14 protein-coding genes are annotated in these 12,340 nt (G+C 63.1%); 8 read left to right on the forward strand and 6 right to left on the reverse strand.

What is annotated here, in order from left to right:
• Nucleotides 1–81: 81 nt before the first annotated feature.
• The gene (locus CD932_RS21595) at nucleotides 82–429 is read right to left on the reverse strand and encodes a hypothetical protein (RefSeq protein WP_141213333.1); all 348 of its coding nucleotides are present in this window, start codon (nucleotides 427–429) and stop codon (nucleotides 82–84) included.
• A 150-nt stretch (nucleotides 430–579) separates the two neighbouring features.
• Complete coding sequence (locus tag CD932_RS21600) at nucleotides 580–1,080, reverse strand: Lrp/AsnC ligand binding domain-containing protein (RefSeq protein WP_065308736.1); 501 nt, start codon at nucleotides 1,078–1,080, stop codon at nucleotides 580–582.
• Between the two features lie 116 nt (nucleotides 1,081–1,196).
• Here CD932_RS21600 and CD932_RS21605 point away from each other — a divergent pair, with 116 nt between their 5' ends.
• The 3 genes from CD932_RS21605 (at nucleotide 1,197) to CD932_RS21615 (ending at nucleotide 4,297) form a co-directional block, all read left to right on the forward strand.
• On the forward strand, nucleotides 1,197–2,486 hold the full coding sequence (locus CD932_RS21605; RefSeq protein WP_094444848.1) for a D-amino acid dehydrogenase: 1,290 nt from the start codon (nucleotides 1,197–1,199) through the stop codon (nucleotides 2,484–2,486).
• A gap of 6 nt (nucleotides 2,487–2,492) precedes the next feature.
• Nucleotides 2,493–3,641 (forward strand): alanine racemase, encoded by a 1,149-nt coding sequence (gene alr / locus CD932_RS21610; protein WP_094444849.1) that lies wholly within the window; start codon nucleotides 2,493–2,495, stop codon nucleotides 3,639–3,641.
• A 98-nt stretch (nucleotides 3,642–3,739) separates the two neighbouring features.
• On the forward strand, nucleotides 3,740–4,297 hold the full coding sequence (locus CD932_RS21615; RefSeq protein WP_094444850.1) for an NADPH-dependent FMN reductase: 558 nt from the start codon (nucleotides 3,740–3,742) through the stop codon (nucleotides 4,295–4,297).
• Between the two features lie 40 nt (nucleotides 4,298–4,337).
• Here CD932_RS21615 and CD932_RS21620 read toward each other — a convergent pair whose 3' ends face one another.
• The 4 genes from CD932_RS21620 to CD932_RS21635 are packed head-to-tail and all read right to left on the reverse strand — an operon-like array spanning nucleotide 4,338 to nucleotide 7,196.
• Nucleotides 4,338–4,916 (reverse strand): YceI family protein, encoded by a 579-nt coding sequence (locus tag CD932_RS21620; protein WP_094444851.1) that lies wholly within the window; start codon nucleotides 4,914–4,916, stop codon nucleotides 4,338–4,340.
• 41 nt (nucleotides 4,917–4,957) lie between these two features.
• Nucleotides 4,958–5,512 carry a YceI family protein gene (locus tag CD932_RS21625; protein ID WP_094444852.1) on the reverse strand — a complete coding sequence of 185 codons (555 nt, stop codon included), beginning with the start codon at nucleotides 5,510–5,512 and terminating at the stop codon, nucleotides 4,958–4,960.
• A gap of 33 nt (nucleotides 5,513–5,545) precedes the next feature.
• Entirely contained in the window at nucleotides 5,546–6,115 is a 570-nt protein-coding gene (locus tag CD932_RS21630) for a cytochrome b (RefSeq protein WP_094444853.1), read from the reverse strand.
• Nucleotides 6,116–6,143: 28 nt separating this feature from the next.
• On the reverse strand, nucleotides 6,144–7,196 hold the full coding sequence (locus CD932_RS21635; protein WP_094444854.1) for a porin: 1,053 nt from the start codon (nucleotides 7,194–7,196) through the stop codon (nucleotides 6,144–6,146).
• A gap of 239 nt (nucleotides 7,197–7,435) precedes the next feature.
• On the opposite strand from CD932_RS21635, the gene CD932_RS21640 reads away from it, so the two are divergent.
• The 5 genes from CD932_RS21640 to CD932_RS21660 all read left to right on the forward strand — a co-directional run bounded on the left by CD932_RS21640 (nucleotide 7,436) and on the right by CD932_RS21660 (nucleotide 12,312).
• Nucleotides 7,436–8,149 carry a GntR family transcriptional regulator gene (locus tag CD932_RS21640; RefSeq protein ID WP_094444855.1) on the forward strand — a complete coding sequence of 238 codons (714 nt, stop codon included), beginning with the start codon at nucleotides 7,436–7,438 and terminating at the stop codon, nucleotides 8,147–8,149.
• Complete coding sequence (locus CD932_RS21645) at nucleotides 8,146–9,369, forward strand: VOC family protein (protein WP_094444856.1); 1,224 nt, start codon at nucleotides 8,146–8,148, stop codon at nucleotides 9,367–9,369. The genes CD932_RS21640 and CD932_RS21645 overlap by 4 nt, the downstream gene beginning before the upstream one ends.
• A gap of 163 nt (nucleotides 9,370–9,532) precedes the next feature.
• On the forward strand, nucleotides 9,533–10,408 hold the full coding sequence (locus CD932_RS21650; protein ID WP_094444857.1) for a fumarylacetoacetate hydrolase family protein: 876 nt from the start codon (nucleotides 9,533–9,535) through the stop codon (nucleotides 10,406–10,408).
• The gene (locus CD932_RS21655; RefSeq protein WP_094444858.1) at nucleotides 10,405–10,854 is read left to right on the forward strand and encodes a DUF3237 family protein; all 450 of its coding nucleotides are present in this window, start codon (nucleotides 10,405–10,407) and stop codon (nucleotides 10,852–10,854) included. The genes CD932_RS21650 and CD932_RS21655 overlap by 4 nt, the downstream gene beginning before the upstream one ends.
• A gap of 21 nt (nucleotides 10,855–10,875) precedes the next feature.
• Entirely contained in the window at nucleotides 10,876–12,312 is a 1,437-nt protein-coding gene (locus tag CD932_RS21660; RefSeq protein ID WP_094444859.1) for an aldehyde dehydrogenase family protein, read from the forward strand.
• Nucleotides 12,313–12,340: the final 28 nt, after the last annotated feature.

Genomic DNA, 12,340 nt, shown 5'->3' on the forward strand with positions numbered 1-12,340 from the left:
GGCCGGTGTGCGGCCGCTTGGGGGCGCAGCATTTCCGCGCAGCCTGGCATCAGAGGCAAGCTGCGCGCAGACAGGGCCTGCCTACTTCCTTGGCTCGTGGATGCGAAACTTCCTGACCACGCCGGCGCGGTCGAACATTACCGCCACTTCGCGCGTGCCTTTGGCGCCCGGCAAGGGCAGGAAGCGGCTGGCGGAAGAGCCTTGCAGCTGGTTCTTGTAGACCCAGACTTCATAGCCGGGGTCGAGTTTGACCACGGTGGCGCTGCCCAGGGCGGCGTCGAGGTCGAGGCGGGTGGTCTTGCCGACGGTAATATTTTTATAGATGGCGCCGTCGGCGGGCGCGCGGTTGACGGTGTATTCGCTGGCGCTGCACACGGCCATGCTCACAGCCGCGAGGCAAGAAAACGCCAGTTTCAAAAAAGTAGTCATAGCAGTAGTCCCGGTGCGCATCACTGCTTCCAATCTCAGAGGGGACGGGCGTGATGTCGAGGGAGAGTGTGCTTGCATTTGTAACGATCTGCTACATGAATATACAAAGGAGCAGGAAACGATACCGATGGTACCGGAAAACGCACCTTTTCAGCGCCCTTGCAGTACCTCGGTCGATACCGCCAGGGTTTCCTTGATTTCTTCCATCACCACATAGCTCTTCGATTGCGCCGCGCCCGGCAGCTGCAGCAGCATGTCGCCCAGCAATTTTCGGTACTCGGCCATTTCATGGATGCGCGCCTTGATCAGGTAGTCAAAGTCCCCCGAGACCAGATGGCATTCCTGTACCTCGGGAATCTGCAGCACTTCGCGCCGGAATTGCTCGAAGGCCGAGGCCGATTTCTGATTGAGCGTGATTTCGACAAACACCAGCAATTTGGCGCCCAGCGCGGCCGGGTTGACCTTGGCGTGGTAGCCCGTGATGACGCCGTCGCGCTCCATGCGCTTGACCCGCTCGATGCACGGCGTGATCGACAAGCCGACCTGTTCTCCCAAGTCTTTCATCGAGATGCGGCCGTCCTGTTGCAGGATGCGCAGGATGTGCCGGTCCAGCTTGTCGAGGCCGCGCGACGACTCTTTTAGAATTCTCATGGATTTTTATGATTATTTGCTGAATATCTCGGTTTATACGTGAACATATGCTGGGCAGTTGGCAATATCATAGCGGTAAATCTGGCAATTTGCCCTAAAAATAAATCGAGGAAATTATGCGTATCGTGATTCTGGGTAGCGGCGTCATCGGCGTCACCAGTGCCTACTATCTGGCCAAGGCAGGCCATGACGTGACCGTCATCGACCGCCAGCCTGGTCCGGCACTGGAAACCAGCTTCGCCAACGCGGGGCAAATTTCTCCCGGTTACGCCTCGCCGTGGGCGGCGCCGGGGATTCCCTTGAAAGCCGTGAAATGGATGATGCAGCGCCATGCGCCATTGTCGATCTCGCTCGACGGCAGCATGGCGCAGCTGAAATGGATGTGGCAGATGTTGCGCAACTGCACCCCCGAGGCCTACGCCGTCAACAAGGAGCGCATGGTGCGCCTGGCCGAATACAGCCGCGACTGCTTCAAGGTCTTGCGTCTTGAAGCCGGCATTACCTACGAAGGCCGCCAGCAAGGCACGATGCAATTGTTCCGCACTGAAAAGCAGTACAACGACGCGGCCAAGGATATCGACGTGCTGCGCGACGCCGGCGTGCCGTTCGAGGTGTTGCAGCGCGATCAATTGTCGCGCGCCGAGCCGGCTTTGGCAGCGGTCAAGGACAAATTGTTCGGCGGCCTGCGCCTGCCCAACGATGAAACCGGCGACTGCCAGCTGTTTACCACGCGCCTGGCCGACATGGCCGTCAAGCTGGGCGTGCAATTTCGCTACGGTGTGGCGATCGACGCGCTCCTGACGCAGGGCGACAACATTGCCGGCGTGCAGTGCGGCGGCGAGGTGGTGAAGGCCGACGCCTATGTGGTGGCGCTCGGTTCCTATTCGACCACCTTGCTCAATCCCTTGCTGGGCATTCCCGTGTATCCATTGAAGGGCTATTCGATCACCGTGCCCATCGTCAATGCGGCCAAGGCGCCGGTGTCGACCATCCTCGACGAAACCTACAAGATTGCGGTGACGCGTTTCGATGACCGTATCCGCGTCGGCGGCATGGCCGAGATCGCCGGCTACGACCTGCGTTTGAATCCACGCCGCCGCGAAACCCTGGAAATGGTGGTCAACGACCTGTTCCCGGGCGGTGGCAATACCAGCGAGGCAAGCTTCTGGACCGGGCTGCGGCCGATGACGCCGGACGGCACGCCCATCGTTGGCCGCACGCCGCTGCGCAATCTGTACCTGAACACGGGTCACGGCACCCTGGGCTGGACCATGTCCTGCGGTTCGGCGCAATTGCTGGCCGACCTGATATCGTCGAAGCAGCCGGCGATCCAGGCCGACGACCTGTCCGTGGGCCGCTACAATGGCGGCGAGCAGCGCGGCAAGCTGCACTATGCGGAGGCGTAATCCCAGATGAGCAAGGTAACAGAGGCAACGAATAACATGACGGCGCAGAAGCGTAGCGGCGCCATCCTGACGATCGATATCGACGCCGTGCGCGCCAACTACCGGCTGCTGCGCGAGCGTGCGCATCCGGTCGCCTGTTCGGCGGTGGTCAAATCCGACGCCTATGGCCTGGGCGCGGCGCAAGTGGCGCCCGCCCTGTATGAGGAAGGTTGCCGGCATTTTTTTGTCGCGCACCTGGAAGAGGGCATCAGCCTGCGTCCGCACGTGGCGCCGGACGCGGCCATTTTTGTCCTGCACGGCCCGCCGGTCGGCACGGAGGGCGAATTCACCCGGCATGGCCTGGTTCCGGTGCTCAACAGCGCGCCGCAGGTGGCCGGCTGGCGCGCGCACGCCGCCGCGCTCGACCGTCAGCTCGACGCCGTGGTGCAGGTCGATACGGGCATGTCGCGCATGGGCATGTCGCCACAGGAAATCGACGACTGGCTGGCCGATGCGCATTATCTCGACGGCATCAAGGTGCTGTACCTGATGAGCCATCTGGCCTGCGCCGACGAGCGCTACCATCCGGCCAACGCCCAGCAGCTGGCGCGTTTCCTGGAAATCCGCGCGCGCCTGCCTGCGTTCCCTGCCAGCCTGGCCAATTCTTCTGGCGTGTTCCTGTCGCCCGACTACCATTTCGAGCTGGTGCGTCCTGGCGCGGCCCTGTACGGCATCACGCCGCAGGCGGGCGAGCCCAATCCGTTGCGATCGGTGGTGACCCTGCAGGGCAAGGTGATACAGACGCGCACGATTAATGCGGGCGAGCATGTCGGCTACAGCTGCCGCTATACGGCCACCGGGCCTTGCGTGGTGGCCACCGTTTCCGTCGGTTACGCCGACGGCTGGCTGCGCAGCATGAGCAACCAGGGCGTGGCCGTCATCGACGGCGTGCGCGTGCCGCAGGTGGGCGCCATTTCCATGGATTCGATTACGCTCGATGTGAGCAATATCGACGCCGCGCGGGTGGCGCCCGGGCAACTGGTCGACCTGATCTGCCCTGAGCACCCGGTCGACGCCGTGGCCGCCATGGCCCACACCATCGGCTACGAGGTGCTGACCAATCTTGGCGGACGGTATTTCCGCATATATACAGGTCTTGCCGTCCCCTCCAACTGACCTTCTGGCGTGCAGACGCCTGCAATACTTGTGTGGCAAGATAGGCCTGTCGTGATGTTCACTACAGGCCTTTTCTTTTTACCACACCGGAGGATTACATGAGTCTATATCAAGTCGCAATCATCGTTGGCAGCCTGCGCAAGGATTCCTTCAACCGCCAGCTCGCTGACGCCATCGTCAAGCTGGCGCCGCCCGAATTGTCGTTCAAGCAGATCGAGATCGGCGACCTGCCGCTGTACAACCAGGACGACGACGGCGCCCAGGCGCCGCAAGTGTTGCGCCTGAAGACCGAGATCGCCGATGCGCAAGCGCTGCTGTTCATCACCCCTGAATACAACCGTTCGATTCCCGGCGTGCTGAAAAACGCCATCGACCATGGCTCGCGCCCTTACGGCCAGAGCGTCTGGGGCGGCAAGCCTGGCGCCGTGCTGGGCGTGTCGGTCGGCGCCATCGGCACCGCCATGGCGCAGCAGCATTTGCGCAATGTGCTGGCCTACCTCGACGTGCCACTGTTGGGCCAGCCGGAAATGTTTATCCATGCCAAGGACGGCCTGTTCGATGAGAACGGCAATATCGGCGAAGCCAGCCTGGGCTTTTTCCAGGCCTGGATGCAGCGTTATGTCGAGTGGGTCAAGCAACACGCGATCCACGCCTGAACCCCCATGGCGACTGCGGCGCCTGGCCCGCGCCCGCCGTTCAATCGACCTTCAGCAAGCCTTCGGCCTGGATCGCCAGCTTGATCTCGGGCCTGAAGCCCAGGTCCAGGTTGACGGTCACGCCAAAGTCGGCGCGGTTGAAGCTGGCAAAGGCATTGACGCCGCATACTTCGCGCTTGTACAGCGGGCTTTGCATGCATTTGAAGCTGTCGATCTGCAGCTTGAGCGGCCTTGTCACGCCGTTCAGGGTCAGTTCGCCGATCACTTCCACCGGCCGCTCGCCGTCGAAACGCATGCTGCTGCCACGGTAGACGGCGGTCGGGTATTTTTCGGCGTCGAGGATGCGCGCCGACTTGAGCACGGCGTTCATGGCTGCATGGCCGACATCGACCGAGGCCGTCTCTACCGTCACCTCCAGGGTGCCGGTCCTGGCCTGGCGGTCCAGCACCACGCTGCCGCCGCTCCTGGTAAATTTGCCGCGCCATACCGACATGCCGCCCCAGTGATCGGTCTCAAAACTGGGATAGGTGTGGCTGGGCAGCAAGGTGTAGGTCTCGGCGGCACGGGCCGGCGCCGCCAGCGAGCTGGCCAGGGCGGCGGCGATCAGGATGGATTTCATGTGGTTTTTCCTTGTGGAAGCAATAGCTTGAGGGGAACAGCTCATTGGGACGCCGTGACCAGGCGCAGTTTCAACGTCACTTCATCGGCCACCAGCGAGGTGTCTTTCCACTCCTGTTCGCCGATATTGAATTGCAGCCGCTTGATCGGCAACGTGCCGTCGAACACCGACGCCTTGCCTGCCTGGCTCAGCTGCACAGGTATCGCCACCTCGGCTGTCTTGCCCTTGATGGTGAGCTGTCCTTGCACCGTGAAACGGCCGGGGCCGGTTTGCCTGACCGCGCTGGAAACGAACACCGCCTTCGGAAACGCGGCCGCATTGAACCAGGTCTTGCTGCGCACTTCGCGGTTATAGCTTTCGTCGCCAATATCAAAACTGTGCACATCGACTTCCAGGCGCACCCGCGCCTGCTCGGGCCTGGCCGGGTCGAATTGCATGTCGAGCGCATATTTCTGGAATTTGCCGTCCAGCGGCACACCCATTTGCCTGAAGCCGGCGACGATGCTGCTTTTTTGCATGTCGAGCGGCGTCTGGGCGCCGGCCACCAGCGGCGGAAGCAGGGCGAGGGCGGCAGCGCCGTAAAGAATGAAAGTCATGCGGGTTTCTCCTGAAAAAAAATCTGGATGCATTTATTGCTTGGGCCTGAGAAACGGCAACATGCGGGCGAGCAAGTTGTCGCGGTCGATGCACTGATGCTTGAGCGCGGCCAGCACATGCAGGCACACCAGCGCCAGCAAGCTGTAGTTGAGCAGCCAGTGCGCGCTTTTCAGCGCCGCCTTCCAGCCCGGGTCGGGGGCCATCAGGGCGGGAATGTCGAGCACGCCGAACAGCACCACCGGCACGCCGGCCGCCTGGCTGTACAACAAACCCGACAGCGGCACCGCCAATAGCAGGCAGTACAGCGCCAGATGCGCCAGGTGGGCGGCGCGCCGTTGCCAGCGCCCCATGGCCGCCGGCATGGCCGGCACCGCGCGCAGCAAACGCCACAGCAGGCGCGGCAGCATCGTCAGCAGCACGGTCAGGCCTATCCATTTGTGCCAGGAAAAGTACTTCAGCTTGGTGGGCGTCAGGCCGGGGATGTCGGTCATCAACAGCCCCAGTGCAAAGCAAGCACCCACCAGCAGCGCGGCCAGCCAGTGCAGGAAGATGGCCGTGCCGGCATAGCCCGGCGCGGCGTGGGGAAGGGTGGAGTGCGTCATGGTCATTCCTGGCGTGAAGTAAAAGAAATCAGAGACTGTGGCTCAAGCCCACCGTGATGCCGGTCTGGCTGGTCTGGCGCGTGGCCGGCACCAGGGCGCCGCGGTACAGATTGCGGTCCAGGTCCACGTACAAACGGCTGCGCTTGGACAGGGCGTAGTGGTAACTGAGGATGAAGAAGTCGCGCTCGCCCGTGGCCGTATGGCGATAGCGCGTCTGGTACCAGGCAGCGGCCAATTCCACCTTCGGCGTGACTTGATACAGCAGGCCTATCCACCCCAATTGATTGGCGTAGGTGCCAGCGGCAAGCGTCTGCTGCCGCTCTTTCGAGTAGCCTGCCTTGGCGATCACATCGCCCAGCTGGTAGCCGCCACCAACGGTCCAGGAAGTGTTGTCCTGGCCGGCGAGGGTTTTCTTTTGCGTATAGGCGCCGCCCAGGTTGAGCGGGCCTTCGGCGTATTTCAGGCCGACGGCCTGCGCGGCGCCATTGCGTACGCTGCCGGCTTGCTCGCCGGCCGCATATTCGGCCATCACCGTCACCGGCCCGGCCGTCAGCCGGTATTGCAGATCGTTATTGAAGCGCGTGCCGCTGGTGGCCGACGCGCCCAGGCCGGCCGCGATGGCCGCCGCCGGCAGCGTGGTGCCGGCGCCGCCGCCAACGGGGATCAGGCTGATGTAGCGGAAGGTGAACGGTTCATAGTCGCGCGCTGCGGCAAACGCCACCGTGTACTGGCGGCCTGCCATCAGGCTGCCCCATTTTCCCGCGACGCTGATCCAGGCGGCGCGGTTGAACAGCACGCCATTGGCGTTGTCCAGTGCGCCGGTGCCCGTATTGAAGCCCGATTCCAGCATGAATCTGATGTTATTGCCGCCACCTAATTCTTCGGTGCCCGTGAAACCCAGGCGGTTCGCCAGGTAGGTGCCGTTCGAGCCGGCCGACAGTTTGCTGTCGCCGGCCGCGTTGGTGTTGGTCAGGTTGCGCAGGCCGCCATCGAAGGTGCCGTAGATGGTGGCATTGCCTTGGGCCAGGGCGAGGGGGCTGGCCGAGGCGAGCAGGGCCAGTGCGTACAGGGTACGTTTCATTGTCGATCTCCATTGTTTTTATAGGGTGTGGGGCTGCACGCAGCGTCGTGTCGCGATGGCTTTGCTTACCACCGGCACTCGGTCTGCGCACGGAAATTATATGCATAAAAATGAATTTATGTATAAAAATAATTTTGTGCACAAAATTAAAAGTTATGCGTATAATCCGAAAAATGCTGAAAAATTGCTCCAGGAGTGGTATGTAGTAGGCCTTGCCAAATCTGTTGAGGAGTACCTGCATGGGAGCGAAAGAATTGATGGACTTGCCAGTGTCGGAGCGTGCGTTTCAGCTGTTGCGCGGAAAAATTTTGCGTTGCGAATATGCGCCTGGAATCAAGCTGAAGATCGACACGCTGCAGCGCGACCTGGGTGTGTCCAGCAGTCCCTTGCGTGAAGCGCTGAGCCGGCTGGTGGTCGAAGGCCTGGTGGTGAGCGACGAGCGGCGCGGTTTCAGCGCCGCGCCTGTATCGGTGAAAGACCTGCACGACGTGACGCGCTTGCGCCTGATGCTCGATTGCGAAGCGCTGGCCGAATCGATCGAGCATGGCGACGACCAGTGGGAAGCCAATATCGTCACGGCGTTTCACTGGCTGTCGCGCATCGAGGGCCGCCACGGCGAGGGGCCGCTGACGCTGGACGCGGACTGGACCGCACGGCACAAGGATTTTCACATGGCTTTGCTGGCCGGCTGTACCTCCGGCAAGCTCATGAAGTTGAGTTCGGCCCTGTTCGACCAGTCCGAGCGCTACCGCCGCCTGTCGATCCGGCACCGGGTGGAGCCGCGCCACAAGGCGGCCGAACATGGCCAGATGATGGAAGTGGTGTTATCGCGCAACAAGGCCGAAGCGGTAGCCCTGTTGCATGACCATATTTTTCGTACCGCCGAAAACGTTGCCGCCGTGCTGGGCAAGCCGTCGTCGGCGGACCTGATACCAAGAGGAGACAGTCGATGAGTACAAGCAAAAAAACATGCGTGGTCGGCGGGGTGACCCTGCCGCGCCCGTTCAAGGTGCGGCGCCTGGGGCATTTCGGCATCAATGTGCATGACCCCGAAGTGTCGCGCCACTTCTACGAGAAACTGCTGGGTTTTCGCATTTCCGACGTGCTCGATTTCGGCGGCCGCCTGCCCGAGGAAGAGATGGCCAAACACGGGCCCCATGTCGGCTACTTTGCCCGCCATGGCACCGAGCATCATTCCTTTGTCTTTTTCCCGCGCCGCGTCCTGAACGCCGTCTATGGTTTTCCGGCCGACTACCCGGAGGTGGTAAGCAACCAGATCACGTGGCAGGTGGGCAGCCTGCGCGAAGTGGTCGATGGCCACGACTGGTTCGTCAAGAAAGAGATGCGCATCCAGCGCTCGGGACGCGACTTGCCCGGCTCCAACTGGAACGTCTATCCCTTCGATCCGGACGGCCACGTGAATGAACTGTATTACGGCATCGAGCAGATCGGCTGGAATGGCCAAAGCAAGCCCTACAGCATGCACAAGGTGCGCTACACGCGCCCGCCCGACTTGCCGCATCCGTCCGAATACGCCGAAGTCCAGGCCTGCGTGCGCGAAGGCATCGACGGCAGCACCGGCTGGCAACAGCACGAAGCGATGCCGGAAACCTGGAATGTCGACGGCGTGCTGCTGGGCCGCCCCTACAAGATAACCCGCGTCGGGCCGGTGCGCCTGTTCGTGCAGGACATGGAACAGTCGCTGCGCTTTTACCGCGACGAACTGGGCCTGATGATCACCGAAGAGGTGGTGTGGAACGGCCACCGCTGCGTGTTCCTGCGCGCCAATACCGAACACCATTCGCTGGCGCTGTACCCGATGGCGCTGCGCGCCGAACTGGGCCTGAACCCGCACGCAACGCTGTTTTCCTTCGGCATGCAGGTCGCCAATTACCAGCAACTGCGCGACGCAGTGTCCTTCCTGACCGAGCAGGGCGTGACCATCAGGATGCTGCCGCCGGAACTGTTTCCCGGCATCGATTATTGCGCCTTCGCCCTCGACCCGGACGGCTTTGCGATCCAGCTGTACTACTACATGGAGCAGGTCGGCTGGGATGGCCGGCCGCGCCCGGCCGCGCTGCGGCCCGTGATCGACCCGCAGCACTGGCCCGACACCGTGCCGGCCGCGTCCGACAGCTACCTGGGCGAGCCCTATTTCGGGCCCTGGAGCTGAGCTGATCTCCAGCGCCTGAAACAGGCGCCGCCCTGACGGCGGCCCGGCCCATCATTCATTGTCTGCATGCAACAGGAGGCGCCCGCGCGCACCCTGGCGGAGCCGTGCGGCCGATTATTTTGTTCAACACTCATCTCGCCAGGCGGCGAGCGAAAGGATCACCATGAAACTGCTTTCTTTTACCTGCAATGGCCGTGACAGCTGGGGCGCCGTGGCCGGCGACGGCGTCGTTGACCTGGGCCAGGCATTTGCCGGCCAATACCCGTTGCTGCAGGACTTTATCGGCAGCGCCGATTTTGACCGCCGCGAGGAGCTGCTGGCGGGGCGCCAGGCGGATCTGCGCCTGTCCGACATCACGCCGCTGCCGGTCATCACGCGTCCTGAAAAGATCGTTTTGCTGGTAAGGAACTATCTCGATCACCACAATGAAGTGGTGGCCGCCGGCCTGAAGCGCGAAGTGCCGCAGTTTCCACCGCTGTTCCTGCGCGTGTGGCGCTCGCAGATCGGCCATGAGGCGCCGATCGTGCGCCCGGCCATTTCCGACCAGCTCGACTGGGAAGGCGAACTGGCCGTCATCATCGGCAAGGGCGGGCGCCATATTGCCGAAAGCGAGGCGCTGTCGCATGTCGCCGGCTATGCCTGCTACAACGACGCCAGCGTGCGCGAATGGCAATTCCATGCGCAGCAGATCGCGGCCGGCAAGAACTTCGTGGGCACCGGCAGCTTCGGACCGTGGATGGTGACGGCCGACGAGATCGCCGACCCGTCGCAGCTCAAGCTGCAAACCCGCCTGAATGGCGAACTGGTGCAGGACTCGCATACCAGCAACATGATTTTCGGCGTGCCGCGCCTGATCAACTATATCTCGACCATTTTCGACCTGGTGCCGGGCGACGTGATCGTCACCGGCACGCCGGCCGGCACCGGCTGGACCCTCAAGCCGCCGCGTTTCCTGCGCCCGTCCGACGTGGTCGAAGTGGAAATCGAAAAAATCGGCGTGCTGCGCAACGGCGTGATCGATGAGCAGGCCGCGTCATGATTGCAACCAAGCATTTGTTCGACCTGACCTTGCGCCTGGGCGCGCTGGTCTCGCTCGGCCCGCTGGCCGTCGGCGAGCGGCGCGTGGCCGGCATCGATGGCGGCACGCTGGCAGGGCCGCAGCTGCGCGGCGAATTGCTCTCCGGCAGCGATACCCAGTTGCTGCGCGCCGACGGCGTGCTGGAAATCGATGCCGCCTATGTCGTGCGGCTCGAGCACGGCGAGCTGCTGCGCATCGTCAACCACGGTTATCGCCATGGGCCGGCCGAAGTGATGGCGCGCCTGGCAAGGGGCGAAACGGTGGCGGGACATGAGTATTTTTTCCGCACCGTGATGCGTTTTGAAACCTCGGCGCCGGCGCTGGCCTGGCTCAATGGCGCCATTGCCGTGGCGCACGCCGAGCGCCAGGGCGGCAGCGTGGTGCTGCACGCCTGGCAAGTGCTGTGAATCCTGGCCTGACTGGAGACGATGATGACATATGATAATTTGATCGATGGCGCATGGGTGGGCGGCGGCGAGCTGGTCGCCAACCTGAACCCGTCCGATACGGCCGAGGTGGTCGGCGAGTACCGCTTTGCCACGGCGGCGCAGGCGCAGGACGCCATCGCGGCGGCGCGCGCGGCGTTTCCCGCCTGGGCGCGCGGCCCGATCCAGGCACGCGCCGACATGCTGGACCGGATCGGCACGGAAATCCTCGCGCGCAGCGCCGAACTGGGCCAGCTGCTGTCGCGCGAGGAGGGCAAGCCGCTGGCCGAAGGCGTGGGCGAGGTGGTTCGCGCCGGCAATATTTTCAAATTTTTTGCCGGCGAAGTATTGCGCAGCGGCGGCGAGACCCTGCCGTCGGTGCGCCCGGGCATCAGCGTCGAGATCAGCCGCGAGCCGGTCGGCGTGGTGGCCTTGATCACGCCATGGAATTTCCCGATTGCCATTCCCGCCTGGAAAATCGCGCCAGCCCTGGCGTATGGCAATTGCGTCGTCTTCAAGCCGGCCGAGCTGACGCCAGGCAGCGCCTGGGCACTGGCCGACATCATCGCCCGCAGCGGCGTGCCGGCCGGCGTGTTCAACCTGGTGATGGGCCGCGGCGACGTGGTCGGCGCGGTGCTGTCCGCCTCGCCCCAGGTGGACGCGATCAGCTTTACCGGCTCGCAAGGCGTGGGCCGGCAGGTGGCGGCGCAGGCGGTGGCCAACATGACCAAAGTGCAACTGGAAATGGGCGGCAAGAATCCGCAAGTCATCCTCGACGATGCCGACCTGGACACGGCCGTCAACGTCTCGCTGCAAAGCGCCTTTTATTCCACCGGTCAGCGCTGCACGGCGGCCAGCCGCCTGATCGTCACGGACGCCATCCACGACCGTTTTGTCGCCGCGCTGGGCCAGCGCGTGCAGGCCTTGCAGGTGGGCCACGCCTTGCTGGCAGGCACCGAGATCGGCCCGGTGGTCGACCAGCGCCAGCTCGACAAGGACCTCGACTTCATTGCCTCGGCGCACGCCGATGGCGCGCGCCTGGTGGCCGGCGGCGCACGGCTCGAGCGCACCACGCACGGTTTTTACCTGGCGCCGGCGCTGTTTGCCGACACCACGCCTTTAATGCGCCTGAACCGCGAAGAAGTGTTCGGCCCGGTGGCCGGCGTGATCCGCGTGCGCGATTACGACGAGGCGCTGGCGCTGGCCAACGACACGCCGTTCGGCCTGACGGCCGGCATCGCCACCACGTCGCTGAAATACGCCAGCCATTTCCGGCGCAACGCCCAGGTCGGCATGGTAATGGTCAACGTGCCTACCGCCGGCGTCGATTACCACGTGCCGTTTGGCGGACGCAAGGGATCGAGCTATGGCGCGCGCGAACAGGGCCGCCATGCGGCCGAGTTTTATACCACGGTAAAGACCGCTTATATTGCACCTTGATGAGGCTCGGAAAAATCATGATGGAGAA

Origin of the sequence: Janthinobacterium sp. PC23-8 (genome assembly GCF_002250505.1) — a bacterium.
Taxonomy (GTDB): Bacteria; Pseudomonadota; Gammaproteobacteria; order Burkholderiales; family Burkholderiaceae_D; genus Janthinobacterium.